Annotated in this window: 22 protein-coding genes; 9 read left to right on the forward strand and 13 right to left on the reverse strand. The window is 58.7% G+C overall.

Features of this window, described 5'->3' with window-relative positions; translation table 11 throughout:
* Positions 1-46: 46 nt before the first annotated feature.
* Together frsA and gpt are read right to left on the reverse strand one after the other, a co-directional pair.
* Entirely contained in the window at positions 47-1,294 is a 1,248-nt protein-coding gene (gene frsA / locus PU624_RS18590; RefSeq protein ID WP_283546149.1) for an esterase FrsA, read from the reverse strand.
* Positions 1,295-1,409: 115 nt separating this feature from the next.
* Positions 1,410-1,868: a xanthine phosphoribosyltransferase gene (gene gpt / locus PU624_RS18595; RefSeq protein WP_031590376.1), complete on the reverse strand. Its 459-nt coding sequence runs from the start codon at positions 1,866-1,868 to the stop codon at positions 1,410-1,412.
* Between the two features lie 253 nt (positions 1,869-2,121).
* On the opposite strand from gpt, the gene pepD reads away from it, so the two are divergent.
* From pepD to PU624_RS18615, 4 genes are all read left to right on the forward strand, one after another.
* Complete coding sequence (pepD, locus tag PU624_RS18600) at positions 2,122-3,579, forward strand: beta-Ala-His dipeptidase (RefSeq protein WP_283546150.1); 1,458 nt, start codon at positions 2,122-2,124, stop codon at positions 3,577-3,579.
* A gap of 259 nt (positions 3,580-3,838) precedes the next feature.
* Positions 3,839-5,344 (forward strand): sugar ABC transporter ATP-binding protein, encoded by a 1,506-nt coding sequence (locus PU624_RS18605; RefSeq protein WP_283546151.1) that lies wholly within the window; start codon positions 3,839-3,841, stop codon positions 5,342-5,344.
* Positions 5,341-6,342, forward strand: coding sequence for an ABC transporter permease (locus PU624_RS18610; protein WP_283546152.1), 1,002 nt, complete (start codon positions 5,341-5,343; stop codon positions 6,340-6,342). The genes PU624_RS18605 and PU624_RS18610 overlap by 4 nt, the downstream gene beginning before the upstream one ends.
* Positions 6,343-6,367: 25 nt before the next feature.
* Positions 6,368-7,435 carry a sugar ABC transporter substrate-binding protein gene (locus PU624_RS18615; RefSeq protein WP_283546153.1) on the forward strand — a complete coding sequence of 356 codons (1,068 nt, stop codon included), beginning with the start codon at positions 6,368-6,370 and terminating at the stop codon, positions 7,433-7,435.
* Between the two features lie 36 nt (positions 7,436-7,471).
* On the opposite strand, the gene dinB is transcribed toward PU624_RS18615, so the two are convergent.
* Positions 7,472-8,527 (reverse strand): DNA polymerase IV, encoded by a 1,056-nt coding sequence (dinB, locus tag PU624_RS18620; RefSeq protein ID WP_283546154.1) that lies wholly within the window; start codon positions 8,525-8,527, stop codon positions 7,472-7,474.
* Between the two features lie 244 nt (positions 8,528-8,771).
* Here dinB and dpaA point away from each other — a divergent pair, with 244 nt between their 5' ends.
* Entirely contained in the window at positions 8,772-9,515 is a 744-nt protein-coding gene (gene dpaA, locus PU624_RS18625) for a peptidoglycan meso-diaminopimelic acid protein amidase (RefSeq protein WP_283546155.1), read from the forward strand.
* Here the strand turns inward: dpaA and PU624_RS18630 are convergent.
* Positions 9,486-10,253 (reverse strand): class II glutamine amidotransferase, encoded by a 768-nt coding sequence (locus PU624_RS18630; protein WP_136197263.1) that lies wholly within the window; start codon positions 10,251-10,253, stop codon positions 9,486-9,488. The two genes, dpaA and PU624_RS18630, sit on opposite strands and share 30 nt — an antisense overlap.
* Positions 10,254-10,304: 51 nt before the next feature.
* Positions 10,305-10,883, reverse strand: coding sequence for a D-sedoheptulose 7-phosphate isomerase (gene lpcA / locus PU624_RS18635; RefSeq protein ID WP_013356896.1), 579 nt, complete (start codon positions 10,881-10,883; stop codon positions 10,305-10,307).
* 253 nt (positions 10,884-11,136) lie between these two features.
* Between lpcA and fadE the strand changes: the two genes are divergently transcribed.
* Entirely contained in the window at positions 11,137-13,587 is a 2,451-nt protein-coding gene (fadE, locus tag PU624_RS18640) for an acyl-CoA dehydrogenase FadE (protein ID WP_283546156.1), read from the forward strand.
* Between the two features lie 271 nt (positions 13,588-13,858).
* On the opposite strand, the gene mtnK is transcribed toward fadE, so the two are convergent.
* The gene (gene mtnK / locus PU624_RS18645) at positions 13,859-15,058 is read right to left on the reverse strand and encodes an S-methyl-5-thioribose kinase (RefSeq protein ID WP_283546157.1); all 1,200 of its coding nucleotides are present in this window, start codon (positions 15,056-15,058) and stop codon (positions 13,859-13,861) included.
* A 121-nt stretch (positions 15,059-15,179) separates the two neighbouring features.
* Here mtnK and mtnA point away from each other — a divergent pair, with 121 nt between their 5' ends.
* On the forward strand, positions 15,180-16,202 hold the full coding sequence (gene mtnA / locus PU624_RS18650; protein ID WP_283546158.1) for an S-methyl-5-thioribose-1-phosphate isomerase: 1,023 nt from the start codon (positions 15,180-15,182) through the stop codon (positions 16,200-16,202).
* A 53-nt stretch (positions 16,203-16,255) separates the two neighbouring features.
* Here mtnA and PU624_RS18655 read toward each other — a convergent pair whose 3' ends face one another.
* Genes PU624_RS18655 through PU624_RS18665 form a run of 3 tightly spaced genes read right to left on the reverse strand, consistent with a single transcriptional unit; the run spans position 16,256 to position 18,094 of the window.
* On the reverse strand, positions 16,256-16,798 hold the full coding sequence (locus PU624_RS18655; protein ID WP_283546159.1) for a 1,2-dihydroxy-3-keto-5-methylthiopentene dioxygenase: 543 nt from the start codon (positions 16,796-16,798) through the stop codon (positions 16,256-16,258).
* Between the two features lies 1 nt (position 16,799).
* Complete coding sequence (gene mtnC / locus PU624_RS18660; RefSeq protein WP_283546160.1) at positions 16,800-17,483, reverse strand: acireductone synthase; 684 nt, start codon at positions 17,481-17,483, stop codon at positions 16,800-16,802.
* A complete protein-coding gene (locus PU624_RS18665) occupies positions 17,480-18,094 on the reverse strand; it encodes a methylthioribulose 1-phosphate dehydratase (protein WP_283546161.1) in 615 nt (204 codons plus the stop codon). The genes mtnC and PU624_RS18665 overlap by 4 nt, the downstream gene beginning before the upstream one ends.
* 421 nt (positions 18,095-18,515) lie before the next feature.
* On the opposite strand from PU624_RS18665, the gene PU624_RS18670 reads away from it, so the two are divergent.
* Together PU624_RS18670 and PU624_RS18675 are read left to right on the forward strand one after the other, a co-directional pair.
* On the forward strand, positions 18,516-19,676 hold the full coding sequence (locus tag PU624_RS18670) for a pyridoxal phosphate-dependent aminotransferase (RefSeq protein WP_283546162.1): 1,161 nt from the start codon (positions 18,516-18,518) through the stop codon (positions 19,674-19,676).
* Positions 19,664-20,431, forward strand: a complete 768-nt coding sequence (locus tag PU624_RS18675; protein WP_283546163.1) for an amidohydrolase — start codon at positions 19,664-19,666, stop codon at positions 20,429-20,431. Before PU624_RS18670 ends, PU624_RS18675 begins: the two co-directional genes overlap by 13 nt.
* 11 nt (positions 20,432-20,442) lie before the next feature.
* On the opposite strand, the gene uraH is transcribed toward PU624_RS18675, so the two are convergent.
* From uraH to PU624_RS18695, 4 genes are read right to left on the reverse strand one after another with little or no spacing between them, the layout of a single operon-like run.
* The gene (uraH, locus tag PU624_RS18680) at positions 20,443-20,778 is read right to left on the reverse strand and encodes a hydroxyisourate hydrolase (protein WP_161734521.1); all 336 of its coding nucleotides are present in this window, start codon (positions 20,776-20,778) and stop codon (positions 20,443-20,445) included.
* Complete coding sequence (uraD, locus tag PU624_RS18685; protein WP_283546164.1) at positions 20,775-21,269, reverse strand: 2-oxo-4-hydroxy-4-carboxy-5-ureidoimidazoline decarboxylase; 495 nt, start codon at positions 21,267-21,269, stop codon at positions 20,775-20,777. The genes uraH and uraD overlap by 4 nt, the downstream gene beginning before the upstream one ends.
* A 2-nt stretch (positions 21,270-21,271) precedes the next feature.
* Complete coding sequence (gene hpxK, locus PU624_RS18690; RefSeq protein ID WP_283546165.1) at positions 21,272-22,525, reverse strand: allantoate amidohydrolase; 1,254 nt, start codon at positions 22,523-22,525, stop codon at positions 21,272-21,274.
* Positions 22,522-23,757, reverse strand: a complete 1,236-nt coding sequence (locus PU624_RS18695) for a pyridoxal-phosphate-dependent aminotransferase family protein (RefSeq protein WP_283548027.1) — start codon at positions 23,755-23,757, stop codon at positions 22,522-22,524. Before PU624_RS18695 ends, hpxK begins: the two co-directional genes overlap by 4 nt.
* Between the last annotated feature and the right edge of the window lie 6 nt (positions 23,758-23,763).

Raw genomic sequence — 23,763 nt, forward strand, 5'->3', positions numbered from 1 at the left:
GAAGAATTCCGCTACTAGTTGTAGCAAATACTGTAAATTTTGCCAGTTACCTTTTTAAACGCTTCTCCAGCCAGTCGCAAATTTCATTCAGCGCCTTGTCGAAACTGACCATCATCGGCTTCACCGGAATCAGCAACGCTTTGCCGTCTGACGAAGAGTTCGCAATCAGCTTGCTCTCCTCTTCCGGGCTGAAGAGATCATTCTGCCAGTAGCCCGACAGCATCGGCGTTGGCGTCCGGCGGCCCAGCAAGCCCTGGGTTTTAAGCGAATATCGGTTGAGCTCGGTGCGCAGCGCGCTGTCGGAGGCGGTTGCCATGCCCAGCCGGCTCGCCAGCATATCCATGTACATATCCGGGATCTCATCCTGCAACGCAGTCTGGGTCAGCAGCGCATGCACAATCGGACCAAGGCAGGCCACGCCACGCAGCCGCTGCGATTCCAGATAGGCCAGCCGCACCGCCACGTTTGCGCCAAAGCGATAACCAAACGCCGCCACGCGGGTATGATCAACCCAGGGCACATTGGTCAGATCGCGCAACACCTGCTGATGCAGAAAACTGGTGTCCTGATTCAGCGTCCATTTCACCGAGTTACCGACGGATGGCACATCAATGGTCAGCATCGCAATGCCGCGCGGGGCGAGGTAGTCATGGAACAGGCGATAGTGATCGCTCTGTAACGAGTCAAGCGCGCCGCAGAACAGCACGGTGGGATACGGGGCTTCCACGTCAGGCGGCATATGCAGGAAGCCACTGACCGGGCTGCCGCCGGGGATAGCAAACGTCAGCGGTTTCAGCTCGCCTGGCAGCCGTTGTGTGGCCTCTTCATAGGCGCGGTTCGCCAGCGTCTGTGCCTGGTCGGCCAGCTCGTCCCCTTTGATGTAGGGATAGGCGGCAACGCTATAGAGATGCGCCGCGTGCAGCCAGTAGTCGCCCGCCTCGCTGTCGTCGGTGGTCTCCAGCGCTTTCTGCTGCCAGATGCCTGCCTGTTTGCACCATTCGAAATGCCAGTTACCGCCGCGGAAACCGATCACGGTGTCGAGCAGCGCCTCATCGGTATGCTCAACGTTACTGATGGCGATACGCGCCAGCACTTCGCTGATCTCCTGCGGCGTCAGGCCGCGCCATGTCCACATCAGCTTATTCAGCATGCGATACCAGCCACGCTGGCTGTCACCATCCAGGGCAGAGTGGACATCCGGGGTAGCGTGATGATGGCGGCGAACCAGGGAAGAGGTTTCAGGATGTTTAAAGCGCGGCTTGAATAGCTCCTCGCTGAGATTTTTGCTCGACATACTCACTTCTCCTGCAACAGAACGGCGATGGCTAAGTGTACTGTACGGCAATTCGGGGTGCGAGGCTCAGAAAGCACAACGCCCGGAAAACCGGGCGTTGTCTGATGTGTATCAATCAGTTTTTTACAATCGGCGGGATGTAGACCACGCCCATATCCCACGGCTGCTCGATCCAGGTATCCTGCGGAATATCGACGATGTAATCATCAACCAGTGAGCGACCGGCTGGCTTAGCGAAAATGGTGCAGAAACGCGCTTTCGGGTACATCTCGCGGATGGCCTGAGCGGTGCCGCCGGTATCCACCAGGTCATCGATCACGATAAAGCCTTCACCGTCGCCTTCTGCGCGCTTCAGGACTTTCATTTCGCGCTGATGATCGTGGTCATAGCTGGAGATGCAGACGGTATCAACGTAGCGGATACCCAGTTCACGTGCCAGCAGCGAAGCCGGTACCAGACCGCCGCGGCTCACCGCGATAATGCCTTTCCACTGTTCAACAGGAAGCAGGCGCTGGGCCAGTTTGCGGGCATGGATCTGAAGCATGTCCCAGGTAACGACGTATTTTTCGCTCATAAATAGAAATCCCAGCCAACCGAGGTGGCGTAAAAATGTGCAACGGGGAAAAGGTTGCGCGAGATTATAAGGAGTTGACGCACTAAAAACCAGCACCCGCGCGCTGGTTGCGGCTTTTTAGCGCGTCTGAGAGCGCACCCGGTAAAAAACAGTGATATTCTCAGGCCTGGCTCGTCAGATTCTCTGACGGCGATTTTTCACTGGAAACTCGCGATGTCCGGCCTCGCCGGTACACTGACACAGGAGACCTGTCGTGTCTGAATTGTCTCAACTCTCTCCACAGCCGCTGTGGGATATTTTCGCTAAGATCTGCTCGATTCCCCATCCCTCTTTTCACGAAGAAGCGCTGGCGAACTACATCACTGGCTGGGCTAAAGAGCAGGGCTTCTGGTGTGAGCGCGATCAGGTCGGCAACATCCTGATTCGTAAGCCTGCCACCGCAGGCATGGAAAACCGTACCCCGGTCGCGCTGCAGGCGCATCTGGACATGGTGCCGCAGAAAAATAACGACACCGTTCATGACTTCACCAAAGATCCGATTCAGCCGTGGATTGACGGCGAGTGGGTGAAAGCGCGCGGCACCACGCTGGGCGCGGACAACGGCATCGGTATGGCTTCTGCGCTGGCGGTACTGGCTGACAACAGCCTGACGCATGGCCCGCTGGAAGTCCTGCTGACCATGACTGAAGAGACCGGCATGGATGGCGCTTTCGGTCTGCAACCTAACTGGCTGCAGGCTGAAATCCTGATCAACACCGACTCCGAAGAAGAAGGTGAGATCTACATGGGTTGTGCAGGCGGTATCGACTTCGTCTCCTCCCTGCCGCTGACCCGTGAAGCCGTGCCTGCTGAGTTCCAGACCCTGAAGCTGACGCTGAAAGGCCTGCGTGGCGGTCACTCCGGTGCCGATATTCATATGGGCCTGGGCAACGCCAACAAACTGCTGGCGCGCTTCCTGGCGGCCCATGCGGCTGAACTGGATCTGCGTCTGCTGGCCTTCAGCGGCGGAACGCTGCGCAATGCGATCCCGCGTGAAGCCTTCGCAACCGTGGCGGTCGAAAGCCACAAAGCGGATGCGCTGAAATCAGCGGCGGCGCACTTCCTGAGCGCCATCAAAAACGAGCACGGCGTTAAAGAGCCAAACATCGCTCTGGTCACCGAGCCGCTGGCGCATCAGGGTGATGCCCTGAGCACTGACAGCCGCGACCGCTTCCTGAACCTGCTGAACAGCTCGCCAAACGGCGTGATTCGCAATTCAGACGTGGCGAAAGGCGTGGTCGAAACCTCACTGAACATCGGTGTGGTAACGATGGAAGACGATCACGCAGAGATCAACTGCCTGATCCGTTCCCTGATCGACACCGGCCGCGATTATGTGGTGCAGATGCTGACCTCGCTGGGCCAGCTGGCCGGCGCGCAGACCAAAGCGAAAGGTGGCTACCCAGGCTGGCAGCCGGATGCGGACTCCGCCATCATGGCGCTGACCCGTCAGACCTATATCGCGCTGTTTGACAAGACTCCGAACATTCAGGTGATTCACGCCGGTCTGGAGTGTGGTCTGTTCAAAAAGCCTTATCCGGACATGGATATGGTATCGATCGGGCCGACCATCACCGGGCCGCACTCGCCTGATGAGCAGGTTCACATCGAAAGCGTTGGCCTTTACTGGAAACTGCTGACCACCCTGCTGAATGTGGTGCCAGAAAAGTAATTCTGTCACAAAAAAATACACCAGGCTCCGGCCTGGTTTTTTTATGCCTGCGACTTTTCACCAGCATAATTCGCTGCCTTTTCTGCGCTTTCCCCCACTATTCCGCCACTTTCCCGCGCTTCGCTGGTCACAGCCGCCGTTATGTCCAGATGTCTGGATGGCTAATAAGATTTCGTGCTAGCTTATGCGCTTTCGGCTGTTGCCGCGCCTGAAGGTTCAGGAAAAAATGCGGCCAGTGTTTCTTCAGGAGAGTCATCACATGCCGGGGTTAAACTGCCTTGAGATGCGTAACATCTCCATCGCTTTTGGCGGGTTTGCCGCGCTATCGTCGGTGGATTTCCGCAGTGAGGGCCATTCGGTTCATGCGCTGACCGGCGCTAACGGCGCGGGCAAGTCCACACTGATGGCGATCCTTTCCGGCGCGCACAGCCACTACAGCGGCGAGATCCTGCTGGATGGTGAGCCGGTCTCTATCCGCACACCGCGTGATGCGAAACAGCTGGGTATCCATCTGGTTCAGCAGGAAGTGGATGTCGCCCTGGTGCCGCAGCTCAGCGTGGCGGAAAACATTCTGCTGGATCGGCTCGCAGAGCCCGGCCACCGCTATCGCTGGGGTGAGATCCGCCGCCAGGCGCGGGCCTTGCTGGCGCAGCTCGACGTGGCGCTGGACGTCAACCGGCTGGTGGAGCGCTGCACCCTGGCGGAGAAACAGCAAATTCTGCTGGCGCGGGCGCTGTCGCATCACTGCCGCTTCCTGATTCTGGATGAACCCACTGCCCCGCTGGATCAGCACGAAAGCGAACGACTGTTTGCAGTGGTGCGTCGCCTGAAGGCCAGCGGCATCGGCGTGGTCTTTATCTCTCACCGTATCCATGAACTCAAAGCGATCTGCGATCAGCTGACGGTGTTGCGTGATGGCCGTCTGATTGAAACCGGCCCGATGGCGGCGCTGAGCGGCGAACAGATCGTAGAGAAGATGCTGGGCCATCAGCTGACCGATATCTTCCCGGCCCGCCGTGCGCAGCAGACACAGCCGCTGCTGCTGACGGTGGAAGGCCTGCACGATGAGCAGCTGCTGCAGGATATCTCGCTGCGGCTGCATAAAGGCGAAATTCTGGGGATTGCAGGACTGGCCGGTGCCGGTAAAACCGAACTCTGCAAAGCGCTGTTTGGGGCCAGCAAAAGCCGCGTCAGTCGCGGTGAACTGCATGGTCAGCCGTGGCAGCCCCGTTCGCCGCACGACTCCGTCAGTCGCCGCATGGCGCTGGTGCCGGAAGAGCGGCGCAAAGAGGGGATCTTTATTGATGAATCGGTGGCGATGAACCTCAGCGTCAGCGCGGACGACAGCTTTTCGCGCTGGAGCCTGTTCGGGCATCGCCAGGCGTGGCGCTGGGCGGAGCAGGTGATTCAGCAGTTGCAGGTGCGCACCACCGGCCCGGCACAGACACTGCGCCGCCTCTCCGGCGGTAACCAGCAGAAGGTGGCGATTGGCAAATGGCTGCGCAACAACGCTGACGTGCTGATTTTCGATGAGCCGACCAAAGGCGTCGATATCAAAGCCAAAACCGAGCTGTTCACTCTGATCGACAACCTGGCGCGCGAGGGTAAAGGCATCATCTACGCGTCAGGTGAATTTTCTGAACTGGTCGGTTTATGCGACCGGATTTGCGTGCTCTGGGATGGACGCATCGTGGCCGAACTGGCTGCGCGCGACGTCACCGAAGAGACGCTTTTGCTCTATTCCACCGGAGGAACCCCTGCGTGAGCAGCAAAGAAACCAGCCTGAACCTGACCCCCTCGCCGTGGCGTCACCAGTTGTTCGACTTTCTTTATAAATGGGGCATGTTGCTCACGGTGGTGATCCTGATCGCTGCCTTTGGCCTGGCCTCCGACAGCTTCCTTGAACCCAACAACATCATCAATATTCTGCGCTCGATTGCCATCGTGACGGTGATTGCGATCGGCGTCTCGATCTCGCTGACCGTAGGCGGCTTTGATCTGTCGGTCGGCTCAACCGCCTCGCTGGCCAATGCGTTAGTGATTTCGCTGTTTGTCTGGTACGGCTTCGGCACGACGACCGCAATCCTTCTCACCCTGGCGCTCTGCACCCTGGTCGGACTGTTTAACGCCTTCCTGATTGTGATCCTGCGTATCCCCGACATGCTGGCGACGCTGGCGACACTCTTCGTGATTCAGGGTGTGGCGATGACTTACAGCTTTGGCGGATCGATCACCGAGAACATGGTGCTGCCAAGCGGTGATATGGCGGAAGGCACGATTCCGGCAACCTTTGGTCTGCTCGGGCAGGTGCCGACCATCGTCATCATTATGCTGGTCGTGACCGTCGCGGCGCAGCTGGCGCTGTCGCTGACTAAACATGGTCGCAGGATGTATGCGCTGGGCGGCAATCCGGAAGCGGCGCGCCTCTCCGGCATCCGCACCACCCGCTACCGGGTGCTGGCTTATGTGATCGCCTCACTGCTGGCCGGTCTGGGCGGCATCCTGCTCGCCTCACGTATCGGTTCATCGCAGGTCAACGCCGGAAGCGGCTACCTGATGGATGCCGTCGCGGCGGCATGGATTGGCTTCTCACTGGCGGGCTCCGGCAAACCGAATGCGCTGGGCACACTGGTCGGCGCGGTCATTCTCGGCGTGCTGCAGAACGGCCTGGTGATGCTCTCTGTTCCCTACTACGCCATGGACATTATTAAAGGGCTGGTGCTGGCTTTAGCACTGGCGATCACCTATATCCAGCGCCGCTGAGGCGCGTTTACCGGAGTTAATAACAATGCAAAAAATAACACTCTCGCTGCTGGCCCTGAGCCTGCTGAACGCCAGCGCCGCTTTCGCAGAGACCGTCACCCCGGTGCCTGCGGCTATCGCCAGCCATAACGGCCCGATCCGTATTGCGGTGATCCGCAACCTCGGCTCTGATGACAACACCACCCAGTTTGTTGCCGGTGCGATTCAGCAGGGTCGCCAGCTGGGCTTCAAAGTCAGCACCTTCCTGAGCAACGGCGACGATGCACGCTTCCAGGATTTCGTGAATCAGGCGATCAGCCAGAAATATGACGGCATCGTGCTGTCGCACGGTAAAGCGCCCTACGCCAGCGGACTGGTGAAGCGCATTGCCGATGCGGGCATCAAGCTGTCGGTGTTTGATACGCCGGTGGATAGCCCGATTCCGGGCGTCACCGTCACCGCGCAGGATGACGCTTCGCTGGCACAGCTGTCGCTCGGCCAGCTCATCCATGATTTCAACGGCAAGGCGAATATCGTCAAGCTGTGGGTCGCCGGTTTCCCGCCGATGGAACGCCGTCAGGTGGTGTATGAAAAACTGCTGAAAGAGAATCCGGGCATTCATCAGCTGGAGTCGATTGGTGCAGTGTCAACTGACGTTCAGGGCGACACCGCCAATAAGATTGGTGCGATTCTGGCGAAATACCCGAAAGGCAAAATCGATGCGATCTGGGGTGCCTGGGATGCCTTCAGCCAGGGCGCTTACAAAGCGCTGCAGGAGAATGGCCGAACCGAGATCAAGCTCTACAGCATTGATGTTTCGAACCAGGATTTGCAGCTGATGCGCCAGAAGGACAGTCCGTGGGTGCAGACCGTCGCGGTCGATCCTAAAACCATCGGTGCGGTGAATATGCGTCTGGTGGCGAAGAAGATTGCCGGTGAAGAGACACCCGCGACATATCAGTTTAAAGCGGCGTCAATCTCTCAGCAGCAGCTTAACAGCCAGCCTGGCGCGGTAAACGTCGCGTCGCTGAACAAGATCATTCCGGGCTGGGGCAGTAATGAGGATTTCGTCGCACCGTGGTTTGCTACCCTTGAGGCGAAATATAAGAAGTAATCCGGCGTCAGCCTTGCCGGGCGGCAAGGCTGACCGTTACAGACCCAGCAGCAGCTGACGCTCAAGCTGGGGATCCACCATGGTGACGTGCAGTCCCACCAGCCGCACGCCGCGCCCGGCACGACGCTCATCCCAGGTTTTCCGGGCGATGGCAATCATGTCCTCTTTATTCAGCACCGGCCAGATATGCTCCTGGGTCGTCTGCTGAAAATCACTGAACTTGAGTTTGACGCCCTGACGCGCCACCTGCTTGTCGGGTCGGATCTGCGTCAGACGACGATCCAGTTCGGCATAGAGAAAATCGATAATCTCCAGGCAGGCATCCCAGTCGCTGATATCTTCCGCCAGCGTGCGTTCTACTCCCAGCGATTTACGCTCACGCTCCACGATGACGTCACGGTCATCAATGCCATTGCTGCGCTCCCACAGCACCCGGCCAAACTTCCCAAAGCGCTTTAACAGCAGCGCCAGATCGGCCTTCTGCACGTCACCGCAGGTCACCAGCCCCATCTCCTCAAGCTTTTTGGCCGAGACCTTGCCGACGCCTGGGATCTTCGCCAGCGGCAGCGTCAGCAGAAAACCGGCCATCTCCGGCGGGGTAATGACGAATTGCCCATCGGGCTTATTCAGATCGGAGGCGATCTTTGCCAGGAATTTAATCGGCGCGATGCCCGCTGAGGCGGTCAGCCCGGTTTCACGGTAGATGGTGGCGCGGATCGCCTGCGCCATCAGCGTGGCAGAGCCGTGACAGTGCGGGCTGTCGGTGACATCCAGATAGGCTTCATCAAGGGAGAGCGGTTCGATCAGCGGGGTGTAGCGGGTAAAGATGTCGCGGATTTGTGCGGAGGCTTCTTTGTAGGCGTCGAAGCGTCCGGGCAGCAGACGCAGATGCGGGCATAACTTCAGGGCCATGCCGGTTGGCATCGCGCTGCGCACGCCAAATTTGCGGGCCGGATAGTTGGCGGTGCTGATCACGCCACGACGTTCGCGGCTGCCACCAATGGCGATCGGGATGTCGCGCAGCTGGGGATTATCACGCATCTCCACCGCGGCATAGAAGCAGTCCATATCGACATGAATGATTTTACGCATACCCCCTCCGGCACTGGATAAGTATACAGTTGGCAGGGGTAACTGCAATATTTGTCGCGCCCACAATTAAAGTTTACAAATTTGTGGCCGAATATCCTTCAGTAAATCGCGAATCTGGCTGCCAGCGTCTTGCTAAAAAAACAGACAATGTTTAATGTTGCGCTGCGGTAGCGGACAGTTCCGATAATGCAAACAGAGACGCACAATTTGCGTCATGTTCTCTTCACCTCAAGGTATACACAGCATGGGCAAAATCGCACTCCTGTTTGCGATGATTTTACTGCCAGCCCTCAGCATGGCAATGACACCCGAACCCGTCTCAACGGCACCGGTCAGCAAAGAATTAAAGAAACAGTTACTCGGTACCCCGGTCTATATCCAGATCTTCAAGGAAGAACGCACACTCGAACTTTACGGCAAAATCGGTAACGAATACCGCCTGCTGGATACCTACCGCATCTGTAACTTTTCTGGCGGCCTCGGCCCGAAACGCCGTGAAGGCGATTTCAAAAGCCCAGAAGGTTTTTACAACGTGAAGCTGAATCAGCTGAAGCCGGATAGCCGTTTTTATCGCGCGATCAACATTGGTTTCCCGAATCAGTTCGATCGTAATCAGGGCTACAGCGGCAACTACCTGATGATTCATGGCGACTGTAAGTCAATTGGCTGCTATGCCATGACTAACGCCTATATGGATGAGATTTTTACTTATGTGAACGCGGCGCTGCGTAATGGCCAGCAGGATGTCAGCATCAGCATCTATCCGTTCCGCATGACCGACAGCAACATGCAGCGTCACCGCTACTCCAGCGATGCCAGCTTCTGGCAGCAGCTGCAGCCGGGATACGCCTACTTCGCTAAATATCACCAGCCGCCAATGGTCAATGTCGCCAGCGGTAAATATGTGATGAACAGCAGCCCGGCACCGGTTTTAGCCAGTCCCGAAGCTGCTTCACGTTCATTCCTGGCGCTCTCCAAGGCAGAATAACGCCCATTCACCTGGCGCAATCCGCTGCCAGGTTTCATTGGCCGTCAGTGGCTGCGTAGCAATCACCGTCACCACGTCATGCGGCGTGGTGTGCTGCTGAAAATCGACCTCCACATCCTGATCCAGTAACTGCGCCCGGCCAAACGGTGCGCGGCGGGTGATCCAGAACAGGTTAGTGGAGCAGAAGGCCATCAGATACCGGCCATCTGAGAGCAGCATGTTAAACACGCCCTTCTGCCGCAACGTGACGGCCAGCTCCCCGATAAAACGAAACACCGCAGGCCAGTTGCCCGGCGTGCGCGGATAGCGTGTCGCCAGCTGATGCAGGATCCAGCAGAACGCCTTCTCGCTGTCCGTTTCGCCTACCGGCCGGAATGTGCCGGTCTCCAGTTGCCGGTAGCCCTTAAGCTGACCGTTGTGCGCATAGGTCCAGTTACGGCCCCACAGCTCGCGGGTAAACGGATGGGTATTTTCCAGCGACACCTGACCGCGATTCGCCTGGCGGATATGCGCCACCACCGAATGCGATTTGATCGGATACTCCTGCACCAGACGCGCAATCGGCGAGTTAAAGCTCGGCAGCGGATCTTTAAACGTACGACAACCTTTATCTTCGTAAAAGGTAATGCCCCAGCCATCTTTGTGAGGCCCGGTTCCACCGCCACGCTGAACCAGTCCGGTAAAGCTGAAACAGATATCCGTGGGAACATTGGCGCTCATCCCGAGCAATTCGCACATAGCCACCGCCTCTGATTTTGCGGCCTCCCGTCAGGCAGGAGGCCAGCGCTGTTATTTCACCATCTCTTTTTCGATCAGCAACATCAGGATGTGGATCACTTTAATGTGGATCTCCTGGATGCGATCGGCATAACCAAAGTGTGGCACCCGGATTTCAATGTCGGCACTGCCTGCCATCTTACCGCCATCTTTACCGGTCAGGGTGATCACTTTCATCCCCTGCGCACGGGCGGCTTCAATTGCTTTAATAATGTTGGCAGAGTTACCGGAGGTTGAGAGACCCAGCAGCACATCGCCCGGACGCCCCACTGCTTCCACATAACGTGAGAAGACATAGTCATAACCAAAGTCATTACTGACGCAGGAGAGATGGCTGACATCCGAGATAGCAATTGCCGGATAGCCAGGACGATTTTCACGGTAGCGACCGGTCAGCTCTTCGGCGAAATGCATCGCATCACAATGTGAACCGCCATTACCACAGGAAAGCACCTTGCCGCCTGCCTTAAAGCTGTCAGCCAGCAGCACCGCAGCACGTTGGATCGCATGGATATTGGCGTCGTCGCTGAGGAATTTAGTCAGCGTATCAGCAGCTTCATTAAGCTCAGAGCGGATGATGTCCTGGTACATAGGGATGTCCTTTTTTAGGAGAGGTTAATCGCAGCAAGTTTAACGGAATGGCCGGTAAGCGCAAAGCGTCATGCCACGCAGGGCCAGGTCGTGACGGCAATTATCATTGCCGCAGGTGCTGCAAAAATGGGCGAAAAACGGTTTTTGTGAGGCAGGTTGTAATTGCGATGTAAACAAATTGATAAATCCTGCCAACTGCTCTAAACCTCTCTACACAACAGGTCAGACCTCTTACTTCCTGGAGCAGTTAATTATGATGGTTCTCTCAATACTTGCCACGGTGGCGCTGATTGGCGCCCTGTTCTATCACCGCCTGTCGTTACGGCTCAGCAGCGCAATCCTGTTGCTGTGGACTGCGGCGATGGCTGTTGCTCATCTGTGGACGCCGTGGCTGCTGCTGCCGCTGGCGATCATCCTGCTGCCGTTTAACCTGCCATCGCTGCGTCGCAGCCTGTTTTCAGCGCCGATCTTTCAGCGCTTCCAGAAGGTGATGCCGCCGATGTCGCGCACCGAGAAAGAAGCGATCGATGCGGGCACCACCTGGTGGGAAGGCGATCTGTTTCAGGGCAAACCGGACTGGCAGAAGCTGCACAACTATCCGCAGCCGCGCCTGACCGCCGAAGAGCAGGCTTTTCTCGATGGCCCGGTTGAAGAAGCGTGCCGCATGGCCAACGATTTCCAGATCACCCATGAGCTGGCCGATATGCCGCCGGAACTCTGGGCATACCTGAAAGAGCATCGTTTCTTCGCGATGATCATCAAAAAAGAGTATGGCGGACTCGATTTCTCCGCCTATGCGCAGGCCTGCGTGCTGCAAAAACTGTCGGGCGTCTCCGGGATTCTGGCGATAACCGTCGGTGTGCCTAACTCACTGGGTCCGGGCGAGCTGCTGCAGCATTACGGCACCGAAGAGCAGAAAAATCACTATTTACCCCGGCTGGCACGCGGCGACGAGATCCCCTGCTTTGCGCTGACCAGCCCGGAAGCGGGTTCAGATGCTGGCGCGATCCCCGATACCGGCGTCGTCTGCATGGGCGAATGGAAGGGTCAGCAGGTGCTGGGCATGCGCCTGACCTGGAACAAGCGCTACATTACACTGGCTCCGATCGCTACCGTGCTGGGCCTGGCGTTTAAACTTTCCGACCCGGATCATCTGCTCAGCGACAATGAAAATCCTGGCATTACCTGTGCGCTGATCCCAACGAATACCCCCGGCGTGGAAATCGGTCATCGCCACTTCCCGCTTAACGTGCCATTCCAGAACGGACCGACGCGCGGCAACGATATCTTTGTGCCGATTGACTATATTATTGGCGGCCCGGAAATGGCCGGTCAGGGCTGGCGGATGCTGGTGGAATGTCTGTCAGTAGGTCGCGGCATTACGCTGCCTTCGAACTCGACCGGCAGCCTGAAAAGTGTGGCGCTGGCGACGGGCGCGTATGCCCATATCCGCCGTCAGTTCCGCGTCTCTATCGGTAAGATGGAAGGGATTGAAGAGCCGCTGGCGCGCATCGCCGGTAACGCTTACGTAATGGATGCGGCGGCCACGCTGATTACCGCCGGGATTATGCAGGGTGAAAAACCGGCGGTGCTGTCGGCGATTGTTAAATATCACTGCACCCATCGCGGTCAGCGCGCCATTATCGACGCCATGGACATTGCCGGTGGTAAAGGCATTATGCTCGGCAACAGCAACTTCCTGGCCCGTGCTTATCAGGGTGCACCCATCGCGATTACCGTGGAAGGCGCGAACATTCTGACGCGCAGCATGATTATCTTCGGACAGGGCGCGATTCGCTGCCATCCGTATGTGCTGCAGGAGATGGCGGCCGCAGCCAGCAACGATGTTAATGCGTTCGATCAGGCGCTGTTCAGCCATATCGGTCACGTGGGCAGCAGCACCCTGCGCAGCCTGTGGCTGGGCTTAACCGCCGGACGCACCAGCGCCAGCCCGACCCGCGATGGCACCCGTCGTTATTACCAGCACCTGAACCGCATCAGTGCCAACCTGGCGTTGCTCTCTGATGTGTCGATGGCGGTACTGGGCGGCAGCCTGAAACGTCGTGAGCGTATCTCGGCGCGTCTGGGCGATGTGCTGAGCCAGCTCTATCTCGCCTCGGCGACGCTGAAACGCTATGACGATGAGGGCCGCAACGAAGCCGATATGCCGCTGGTTCACTGGGGCGTTCAGGATGCGCTGCATCAGGCAGAAGTAGCCATCGACGATCTGCTGCGCAACTTCCCGAACCGTCTGGTGGCGGGTGCATTGCGGATGACGATTTTTGCCGGCGGTCATCACTGCCCTGCTCCGTCTGACCGCCTGGATCATCAGCTGGCAAAAATGCTGCAACAGCCGTCAGCCACCCGCAGCCGTCTGGGCCGTGGCATGTACCTGACGCCGAGCGAGCACAACCCTGCCGGACAGCTGGAACAGGCGCTGCAGGATGTGATGGCGGCAGAAGTGATTCATGACAGGCTGTGCAAACAGACGAAGCAGCATCTTTCCTTTACCCGCCTGGACGCGCTGGCGAAGCGTGCGCTGGAGCAGGGCTGGATTGATGCTAAAGAGGCTGACGTGCTGAAGCGTGCTGAAGCCAGTCGTCTGCGTTCGATTAACGTCGATGAGTTTGAGCCGGAGGCACTGGCAGTGCCGGTGCCAGAGAAAGCCCCTCAGCCTGCATCACGGGCGAGTGAGGCGGCATAAGATTCAGCAACGTTGTGATATCAGCATCGGGTACTGAACTTAAAGCGATGGGAGCATACGCCCGGAGTAAAGCATAGCGGGCCAGGGACAAAAACGCCGGGAGTGTTTTTGAACAACGCAACGCGTTGGCCCGGCAACGGGTGCACCTCAGGGATGAGGTGCGTAATCGCCCGCGCTGAGCCAGCCAGGGATGGCGTTTTTGGCGTCTTTACGCAGGGCGTATGCTCCCTGAGCCAGTACTGTTTACAGGCCGACATCATGTCGGCCTTTTTTATCCTGCCTGACGGATGCGGGCAATCAGCGCATCCACATCCTCTACGTGATCGGCTGCCAGAATCAGCGTGCGTCCCAGGTTAATCGCATTACGGATGCAGTCGGTGCGCATCGCTGGATCGGCAATCAGCTTCATATCCGCCACATGTGACATCCCCACCGTGCGGCGAATCAGCTCTGTGCCGCAGTAACCGATGGTATCGGCCCACACTTTACGGAGAAACGCTTGCGCATAGCCAGGATAAGCCAGCGCCTCATCGCAGGTCTTCTCTGCCGCCAGCGCCAGGAAGCCTGAAGCAAAAGTCGTCCAGAGCGTATGCACATCGCTGAGGCGCTGCTCGCGTGCATCGGCAGCCTCACGCGGAGCCAGCAGCCCCGGCAGGCCGCAGTAGTTAATCAGCAGATTACCGATGGCAGTACCGACATCAAAACCGATGGGGCCAAAATAACCAAATTCCGCATCAATCGCTTTCAGGCTGCCGTCCGCCACGAAAATCGAGCCGCTGTGAATATCCCCATGCAGCAGCGCTTCGGCGTGGGCAAAGAAGCGATGCTTAAGACCGCCCACTGCAATGCGCAGTGCATCGTCATTGCGCAGGCTGGCGACCAGCGGTTCAAGCGCAGAGGGATAGCTGTTGCGCTCATGATTGGTGTAGGGATCGTTGAAGAAAAGGTCTTCGGTGATTTCACACATTTCCGGATTAATGAAACGCGCCACTTCCGCTTTTTTCTGATGCGGATGCAGGATGAAATCGGAAGTATGAAACAGGGTTTGTGCCAGATAATCGCCTAACTGCTGCGCCGCTTCCGGGTAATACGCGCCCTTTACCAGCTCGCCGCGCCAGATGCGATGACTGGAAAGATCTTCCATCACCATCACCGCCAGATCCGCATCATAATGGGTAATCTTCACCGTGTGCTGCGGACAATGTTTGTAGTGCTCGACCAGCGTCTGCGCTTCCAGCCGCGCCCGATCCAGCGTCAGCGGCCAGGACTCCCCCACGCAGCGCACATACGGCAGTGCCTGCTTGACGATAACGCGACTATTGCCCTGATCGTCATAAATCTTAAACACCAGGTTGAGGTTGCCATCACCAATCTCTTCAGCGCTGCTCAGCGCGGCAGGATTGTCCACGCCGCCAAATTGTCGGGCATATTCCACAGCATCAGCAGCAGTAAAGGTACGGTATTGCGACATTGCCTGTTCCTCATCATTCGAAGGGGGTCACTCAGGTGTAATAAGCCGTTCAGACGTCTATACATCCGCTCAGCATGTTGGCACAATACGCATCATTAACGCAACATGGATTTCACCCACAATGCAGACACTTCAAACCACCAGCTTACAGGTTCGTGACAATCAGCTCTGGATTCTGGATCAGCAGGCATTGCCGCAGCAGAAGAACTGGCTGCCCGCGCACAGCGTGCCTCAGCTGGTTGAACATATTCATGCGCTGCGGGTGCGTGGTGCGCCGCTGATCGGCCTCTCCGCCTCGCTGCTGCTGGCGCTGCTGGCAGAACAGGGGCAAACGCGCGCTGAACTGGCGCAGGCGCTGGAGACCCTGCGCGCCGCCCGCCCTACCGCCGTCAACCTGATGAACAATCTTGACCGGATGAAAGTGGCGCTGGCTCAGCCGGACTTTGCCCCGGCACTGGCTCAGGAAGCCTGGCGGCTGGTGCAGGAAGATAAGCAACTGTGTGACGCCATCGCTGACGCGGGTTGCACGCTGGTGAAACCCAACAGCCAGTTGCTGACCCACTGCAATACCGGTGGGCTGGCCACCGCCGGGGTGGGCACCGCGCTGGGCGTCATTGCCCGCGCTCACCAGCAGGCGCTGATTAAGAATGTCTGGGTTGATGAGACCCGACCGCTGTTACAGGGCGGCCGCTTAACCGCCTGGGAGCTGGGTGAACTGGCGGTTCCCTACACCCTGATTACCGACTCCATGGCCGCCAGCCTGATGGCCCGTGGGGAAGTAGATGCGGTGTGGGTTGGCGCTGACCGCATTGCCGCCAACGGCGATGTGGCGAATAAGATCGGCACCTACAGCCTGGCGGTGCTGGCGCATTATCATCAGATTCCGTTTTACGTAGCGGCTCCGCACACCACGCTGGATCGCAGCTGTCCTGATGGCGCAGCGATTCCTATTGAGCAGCGCGCCGCCAGCGAAGTGACGGGCGTTGCCGGCAGTTTTGGCAGCGTGCAGTGGGCACCAGAAGCGGCAAATGTTTATAACCCGGCGTTTGATGTCACGCCCGCCGCCCTGATCAGCGGCTGGGTGCTGGACACCGGCGTGGTGACGCCTGACCAGGTGCAGAGCGGCATCTTCCAGCCGCAGTAATGCTCTGCGGGGCGTTTGCCGCTAGGGCAGACGCCTCGCACATCGGCTGCAGATTACGCCAGACGCGGATAGGCATCCGCGATCTTATCGCCGGTAAAGTTCGCTACCCAGCCTTCCTGATTATCGAAAATCCGGATTGCCGTGAAGTGCGGTGACGATCCCATATCAAACCAGTGCGGCGTTCCCGCAGGCACCGAGATCAGATCGTTTTTTTCACACAGGATCTGCAGGATCTCGCCATCCAGATGCAGACAGAACAGTCCGGCACCCTCGACAAAGAAACGCACCTCATCTTCGCCATGCGTATGCTCATTGAGAAACTTCTCGCGCAGCACGGTTTTCTGCGGGTTATCGGCGCGCATGCTGATCACGTCCCAGCTCTGATAGCCTTTTTCCGCCACCAGCCGATCGATCGCATGCTGATAGGCGTTGATCACCGTTTCGGGATCCGGGTTTTTCCCCAAATCGCGATCGGCTTCCCAGCGCTCAAAACGGACGCCTTTGGCGTTGAGGCGGTCACGAATCGCTTCCGCATCAGTGCTGTGCCACACCGGCTGGCTGGCTTCGTAGTCGGTAAAAATAGTCAGTGCGCTCATCCTAAATCGACTCCGGGTTAATCTGGGAAAAATCCGTCACCTGACGATGGCGGCTCTCGTTGTCCGCATCGCCACGCAGTAATTGCACCGTCTGCCAGCCCGCCTCTGCGGCGGCATCCAGCTCCTGATGAATATCAGAGAGAAACAGCAGCTGCTCCGCTGGCTGACCCATTTCAGCGGCGATAGCGCGATAAGCCGCGACTTCGCGTTTGGCCCCGACGTGGGTGTCAAAATAGCCGCTGAACAGGCCAGTAATATCACCTTCGTCGCTGTAGCCAAATAACAATTTCTGCGCCGCAACCGAGCCGGAGGAATATACATAGAGTTCAATACCCTGCGCCTTCCAGTGGCGCAGCGCAGGCAGGACGTCGGGATAGAGATGGCCGGTAAAACTGCCGTTCACGTAGCCGTCGCGCCAGATCATGCCCTGCAGCGCTTTCAGCCCGGTTGATTTGCGATCCTGGTCCATAAAGCCCAGCAGAATCTCTGTCACGCCGGCCAGATCGGCCTGCGGCTGACCGGCCTCTTCACGCACCGACTGCAGCGCCGCCGCCACGTCGGGCTGCTGCGCATTGTCACGCACGAAGTCCGGCAGATGCGTGCGGGCATAGGGAAACAGGATGTTATGTACAAAGCGGATATCGCTGGTGGTGCCTTCGATATCAGTAACAATGGCGCGAATCATGCTTTCTCCAGCAGGCGACGTTGACGTTCACATTCGAATAAAAATTCCAGACCTTCCAGATGACGGCGCGCTTCGCTGACATCCCGGCCCCAGCAGGTTAAGCCGTGGCCGCGCAGCAGGAAGCCGTAACGTAGTGGAAAGCGGGCGGCGTAATCTTCAATTTCTGACGCCAGCGCCGCGATGTCCTGGCTGTTGTCGAACACGGGAATCGCCAGCGTATCCAGATGGGTGTGCTGGCCGGTTAATGATTTCTGCATCTCATAGCCGTGCAGCAGCAGCGCCGCACCCTGCTCCACCCGCGACAGCACGGTCGAATTGACCGTGTGGGTATGCAGCACCGCGCCCGCCTCGGGAAAGAGACGATAGATCATCGTGTGCAGCCCGGTTTCTGCCGACGGCTTACGGCCAGAAAGCGACTGGCTGGTGGCGATATCGACCTCGATAAAGTCATCCCGCGTCAGCGTGCCTTTATCTTTGCCCGATTCACTCAGCAGGCAGACATGTTCATCGCGGCGCACGGACATATTGCCGCCGGTGGCCGGTGCCCAGCCTTTCTCGCCAATCCAGTGACAGGCGGCGACCAGCTGATCTAACGGAAGACTCTGCGACATAAAGGTTCCTTGCGGTGAAATGTAATCCCGGATAAGTACGCGCCGCTGACACGCGGAGCATGACGCATGTAAATGCTAAATGATCCGCATCTCAGCAAGGCAGCAAGTGCGCGCATCCCCGGGAGCTGACACCTGTCAGTGACCGGGGTAAGCAAGCGCCGTCAACGCCGCTGACGCGCGGAGCATGACTCATGTAAATGCGAAATGATCCGTGTGTCAGCAAGGCGGCAAGTGCGCGCATCCCCGGGAGCTGACACCTGTCAGTGACCGGGGTAAGCAAACGAAGCCAACGAAGCTGACGCGCGGAGCATGAAGCATTTAGCCGTCTAAGCGTCTTGATTGCCAAATACTACCATCCTGTTTATAGTGGCACAAACACCGGGTGACACCGCATCAATCTTCGCGCTTAAGGCCTGACACCATGACGCAGCACAACCTGATCCCCGAGAGTAAACTCCCTTTGCTCGGCACCACGATTTTCAGCCAGATGAGTGCGCTGGCGCAGCAGCATAACGCCATCAATTTGTCTCAGGGCTTTCCTGATTTCAGCGGGCCGGACTATCTGCAGCAGCGGCTGGCGTATCACGTCAGCCAGGGCGCGAATCAGTATGCGCCGATGACCGGTGCGCTGCCGTTGCGTGAGGCGATAGCAGAGAAAACCGCGCGACTTTATGACTATCGTCCGGATGTTGATGCGGAAATCACGGTGACGGCGGGCGCAACCGAAGCGCTTTATGCGGCCATTACCGCGCTGGTGCGGCCAGGCGATGAGGTCATCTGCTTTGATCCCAGCTACGACAGCTATGCGCCTGCGGTGGTGTTGTCGGGCGGCGTGATGAAACGCATTACGCTGCAGCCGCCCGCTTTCCGGGTGGACTGGCAGGCGTTCGCTGCGCTGCTGAGTGACAAAACCCGTCTGGTGATCCTGAATACGCCGCACAATCCTTCGGCGACCGTCTGGCAGCAGCAGGATTTCGCCGCGCTGTGGCAGGCGATTGCGGCGCACCCAATCTATGTGCTGAGCGACGAAGTCTATGAGCACATCTGCTTCGATGAGGCAGGCCACGCCAGCGTGCTGGCACATCCCGAGCTACGCCAGCGCGCTATCGCCGTGTCGTCGTTTGGTAAGACGTTCCACATGACCGGCTGGAAAGTGGGTTACTGCATTGCCCCTGCGGCGATCAGCGCTGAACTGCGCAAGGTGCATCAGTACCTGACCTTCTCGGTGAATACCCCGGCGCAGCTGGCGATCGCCGATATGCTGCGTGAGCATCCGGAACACTATCTTGAGCTGCCAGCGTTCTATCGCGATCGCCGCGATCGGCTGGCAACGGCGCTGAGCAACAGCCGCTTTAAGGTGCTTCCCTGCGAAGGCACCTACTTTTTGCTGGTCGATTACAGCGCCATCTCCGATCTGGATGATGTCAGTTTCTGCCAGTGGCTGACCCGCGAAGTCGGCGTCGCCGCGATTCCCCTGTCGGTGTTCTGCGCCGATGCTTTCCCCTATAAACTGATTCGCCTCTGTTTTGCCAAACAGCCGGCGACATTAGATGCCGCCGCGGAGCGCTTATGTCAGCTTTGAAAATCACGCTACTGCAGGAGACGCTGAGCTGGATGGATGGCGAGGCCAATCTGCGCCATTTTGACGCGCAGCTGGCCGGACTCACCGGACGCGATCTGATTATCCTGCCAGAGATGTTTACCACCGGCTTTGCGATGGAAGCAGCGAAAAGTTCGCTGCCAGAGGCGCAGGTCATTGAGTGGCTGCATCACCATGCCCGTCGCACCGATGCCCTGGTCGGCGGCAGCGCGGCGATCCAGACAGAACATGGCGCGGTAAACCGCTTCCTGCTGGTCGAGCCGGACGGCACGCTGCATCAGTATGACAAGCGTCACCTGTTCCGCATGGCGGACGAGCATCACCACTATCTGCCAGGCGAACAGCGTCAGGTGTTTGAGTGGCGCGGCTGGCGCATCCTGCCGCAAATCTGTTACGACCTGCGCTTTCCGGTCTTCTCGCGCAACCGCAATGATTATGATCTGGCGCTCTATGTCGCCAACTGGCCAGCGCCACGTGCGCTGCACTGGCAGGCGCTGCTGTTAGCGCGGGCGATTGAAAATCAGGCTTATGTGGCAGGCTGTAACCGCGTCGGCAGTGACGGCAATCAGCATCAATATAGCGGCGACAGTCAGATTATTTCGCCGCAGGGTGAGATCCTCAGTGCCGCCGAGCCGCATCAGCGCGCCCGGCTGGATGCCGAACTGTCGCTGGACACGCTGAATGCTTACCGTGAGCGCTTCCCGGCCTGGCAGGATGCGGATCGCTTTTCGCTGTGAATCGCTGCCGGTTAGCTGCCGCGATAGGTTGACCACGACCAGGGTGAAATCAGAAACGGCAGATGGAAGTGGCTGCCCGCCTCGGCAATAACAAAATCGATCTGCGCGCTGACGTAGAGCGCATCCCGACCGGCGACGGCAAAATAGTCGCCGATTTCCGCCGTTAAACGGTAGTGGCCCGGCGTCAGCGGCTCCGGCGTCAGATCTTTCAGACGCCCGTCACTGTCCGTTTCACCCTGCGAAATCGGAAACCAGCCTTCCGGGCTGTTCTGCTCCAGTGAAATTGCCACGCCGCTGGCCGGTTTACCCAGCGCCGTGTCGAGAATATGGGTGGTAACGGTGCTCATTGAATCGTCTCCTTAAGGCGTAACAGGGTAATTTCACGCAGCTGATCCAGCGCCTCCTGCTGCTCGGCAATATCGTCATTCTGCAACCGACGCTGCAACTCTGCCAGCATCTGCTCGCCGCTCCGCCCTTTGGCGCGGATCAGAAACACCCGGCCAAAGCGCGCTTCATACGCCTCATTCCCCTTTTGCATCGCCTGTTGCAGAGCGTCATCAGCCTGCTGCATCGCGGACTGTTCGCCGCGCGACAGCACAGACTCTTTATCCGCGCCGCTCGCGCGTTCGCCGATGCGGGGATGGGCCGACAATGCCGCCTCCAGCTCGGGCTGCTGCCACTGGCGCGCCAGCGCATCGGCGGTGGCCAGCAGCGACTCAGTGCTGGCGAAAGGCCGGGCCGCCACCAGCGACTGCTGCCAGTGCGGGATCGCCACGCAGTGACGGATAGCCGCCTGCGCCTCGTCAGCTGCCAGTTGATTGAATGCGGCTAATTCCATCTTCAGCTCCGTCCGGCAATCAGCGAGACCGCCGCTGAATAAGCCTGCAGCGCAGGTGCCACATCGTCCACTGCTACCGACTCCGCCGGGTGATGGCTGATGCCGCGATGGTTACGCACAAATAACATGCCGACCGGCCAGCGTTCAGCGATGGCGATGGCGTCGTGCCCGGCACCGCTTGGCAGCGACAGGCTGCGGCCCTGCACCGTTTCCACCGCATGGCTCAGCGCCTGTTGCAGCGCGGAGTCACAGGCGGTGGCACCGATGCGATAATATTCGTTCGACTCGAAGCAAAGTCCACGGCGAAGCGCAATCGCCTCGGCCTGCGTTAACAGGCTGGAGAGCAGCGTTTCCAGCGGATTATCCAGCGGACCGCGCACATCCAGCGACAGTGACACCTCGCCAGGGATCACATTGACCGCACCCGGCGCACAGTTAATGGTGCCGACGGTGGCGACCAGCTGCGGATCGTGCTCACGGGTTGTCTGCTCGATAAACACCATCCACTCAGCAGCGGCGGCCAGCGCATCTTTGCGGTGAGTCATCGGCACCGTGCCCGCATGGCCCGCTTCTCCGGTGAAACGGCAGTTGAGGCGACGCGCGCCGTTGATCGCCGTGACCACGCCCAGCGCCAGATCCTCCTGCTCCAGGCAGGGGCCCTGTTCGATGTGCAGCTCAAGATATCCGACGATATCCTCAACCCGCCGCGCCGCAGAGGCGATCCTGTCGCTATCAAGCCCGACATCGGCCATCGCCTGGGCTACGGTGATGCCGTTGCCGTCAGGATGCGTCACCCAGCTTTGCGGCCAGCTGCCGGTAATCCCGCGACTGCCGAGCAGCGTAATACCAAAACGGGTGCCCTCTTCGTCGCCAAAGCCAATCACCTCAATCGCCAGCGGCAGGCGGCGCTGATGTTCGTTGAGCCACTGCACCGTTTCAATGGCGCTGAGCACGCCCAGCATCCCGTCGTAGCGACCGGCGTTGCGCACCGTGTCGAGATGTGAGCCGAGCAGCAGCGCAGGCGCACCCGCCTCTGCCGCCTCGTAGCGCCCGCAGATATTGCCGACTTCATCCTGCCACACCTGCATCCCCGCCGCCTGCATCCACTCACCGACGCAGGCGTTGGCGCGCAGATGTTCTGGCGAGAGGTAGACGCGGGTCAGCCCCTCAGCCGTTTCGCTGATCGCTGCCAGCGCATCACAGCGCGCCATAACGCGCTGTGCAGCGGCCTGGGCTTCGCTGGCGCTCATCATCATGCCTGGCTCCCGTAGTGATCCCAGGCAGCCTGTGCGCCCGCACCCTGCGGCGTGCGATAACCGACATAGGTCAGCACCGTTTCCAGCGCCGACAGCGTCTGCATCACGCAATCTTTACGCGCGTTATACCCCATGGTGCCGATGCGCCACACTTTGCCATGCAGCGGGCCAAACGAGGTGCCAATCTCAATGCCGAAATCTTCCAGCATCAGCTTACGCACCTGATCGCCATTCACGCCGGATGGGATCATCACGCCCAGCACGTTGTTCATTTTGTTTTTCAGGTCGCCGAAAGTCTCCAGCCCCATCCCCTGGATGCCTTTCAGCATCGCTTCGCCATGCAGTTTGTGACGGGTGATGCCGTTATCCAGCCCCTCCTGCAGGATCAGGCGGGCGCACTCGCGCGCGCCAAACAGCGCACTGGTGGCTTCGGTATGATGGTTGAGCCGCTCCGGTCCCCAGTAATCCATGATCATGCCGAGATCAAAATAGTTGGAGTAGATCATCTCCTCTTCGCCATCCTGATGCGCCTCGGTGCGGATCCCCTGCTCAACGCATTTGCGTTTGCGGATCACTGCTTCCATCTCTGCGCTCAGGGTGATCGGCGAGGTACCCGATGGGCCGCCCAGACATTTCTGCATTCCCGCCGACACCGCATCCAGTCCCCAGGCGTCCGTTTCCAGCGCGTTTCCCGCCAGCGACGCGGTGGCATCGGTGTAGAACAGCACGCCATACTGTTTGCAGATCGCACCCAGCTGCTCCAGCGGCTGCAGCATGGTGGTCGAGGTGTCGCCCTGCACGGTCAGCAGCAGGCGCGGTCGCACCTTTTTGATCGCATCTTCGATCTGGTCGGGGGTAAAGACTTCGCCCCACGGCACTTCAATGGTGTGCACTTCCGCACGACAGCGGCGGGCAATTTCGCACAGCAGATGACCGAAGCGGCCAAACACCGGCACCAGCACTTTGTCGCCAGGACGGATAGAGGAGAGCAGAATCGATTCGATACCGGCACGTGAGGTGCCATCAATCAGCAGCGTCCAGCGGTTTTCGGTGCGGAACACGCCGCGATAAAGCGCCATCACTTCATTCATGTAGTGAGTCATCGCGGGATCGTACTGACCCAGCAGCTGACTCGACATGGCGCGCAGCACGCGGGGATCGGCGTTGATCGGACCCGGTCCCATCAGCAGACGCTGTGGCGGATTGAGTTGCGGGTATTGCGTAATATCCATCATCAT

Source organism: Pantoea sp. Lij88 (assembly GCF_030062155.1).
Classification (GTDB): domain Bacteria; phylum Pseudomonadota; class Gammaproteobacteria; order Enterobacterales; family Enterobacteriaceae; genus Pantoea.

Excerpts from the sequence above, each read along its gene's own strand:
- mtnK (WP_283546157.1), bottom strand. The coding sequence starts at position 15,058 with ATGTCGCAATACCGTACCTTTACTGCTGCTGATGCTGTGGAATATGCC.
- dinB (WP_283546154.1), bottom strand. The coding sequence starts at position 8,527 with ATGCGTAAAATCATTCATGTCGATATGGACTGCTTCTATGCCGCGGTG.
- uraD (WP_283546164.1), bottom strand. The coding sequence starts at position 21,269 with ATGGAATTAGCCGCATTCAATCAACTGGCAGCTGACGAGGCGCAGGCG.
- fadE (WP_283546156.1), top strand. The coding sequence starts at position 11,137 with ATGATGGTTCTCTCAATACTTGCCACGGTGGCGCTGATTGGCGCCCTG.
- gpt (WP_031590376.1), bottom strand. The coding sequence starts at position 1,868 with ATGAGCGAAAAATACGTCGTTACCTGGGACATGCTTCAGATCCATGCC.
- frsA (WP_283546149.1), bottom strand. The coding sequence starts at position 1,294 with ATGTCGAGCAAAAATCTCAGCGAGGAGCTATTCAAGCCGCGCTTTAAA.
- PU624_RS18605 (WP_283546151.1), top strand. The coding sequence starts at position 3,839 with ATGCCGGGGTTAAACTGCCTTGAGATGCGTAACATCTCCATCGCTTTT.
- PU624_RS18615 (WP_283546153.1), top strand. The coding sequence starts at position 6,368 with ATGCAAAAAATAACACTCTCGCTGCTGGCCCTGAGCCTGCTGAACGCC.
- PU624_RS18630 (WP_136197263.1), bottom strand. The coding sequence starts at position 10,253 with ATGTGCGAATTGCTCGGGATGAGCGCCAATGTTCCCACGGATATCTGT.
- lpcA (WP_013356896.1), bottom strand. The coding sequence starts at position 10,883 with ATGTACCAGGACATCATCCGCTCTGAGCTTAATGAAGCTGCTGATACG.
- dpaA (WP_283546155.1), top strand. The coding sequence starts at position 8,772 with ATGGGCAAAATCGCACTCCTGTTTGCGATGATTTTACTGCCAGCCCTC.
- PU624_RS18675 (WP_283546163.1), top strand. The coding sequence starts at position 19,664 with ATGTCAGCTTTGAAAATCACGCTACTGCAGGAGACGCTGAGCTGGATG.
- PU624_RS18665 (WP_283546161.1), bottom strand. The coding sequence starts at position 18,094 with ATGTCGCAGAGTCTTCCGTTAGATCAGCTGGTCGCCGCCTGTCACTGG.
- PU624_RS18670 (WP_283546162.1), top strand. The coding sequence starts at position 18,516 with ATGACGCAGCACAACCTGATCCCCGAGAGTAAACTCCCTTTGCTCGGC.
- PU624_RS18695 (WP_283548027.1), bottom strand. The coding sequence starts at position 23,757 with ATGGATATTACGCAATACCCGCAACTCAATCCGCCACAGCGTCTGCTG.
- mtnA (WP_283546158.1), top strand. The coding sequence starts at position 15,180 with ATGCAGACACTTCAAACCACCAGCTTACAGGTTCGTGACAATCAGCTC.
- uraH (WP_161734521.1), bottom strand. The coding sequence starts at position 20,778 with ATGAGCACCGTTACCACCCATATTCTCGACACGGCGCTGGGTAAACCG.
- mtnC (WP_283546160.1), bottom strand. The coding sequence starts at position 17,483 with ATGATTCGCGCCATTGTTACTGATATCGAAGGCACCACCAGCGATATC.
- hpxK (WP_283546165.1), bottom strand. The coding sequence starts at position 22,525 with ATGATGATGAGCGCCAGCGAAGCCCAGGCCGCTGCACAGCGCGTTATG.
- PU624_RS18655 (WP_283546159.1), bottom strand. The coding sequence starts at position 16,798 with ATGAGCGCACTGACTATTTTTACCGACTACGAAGCCAGCCAGCCGGTG.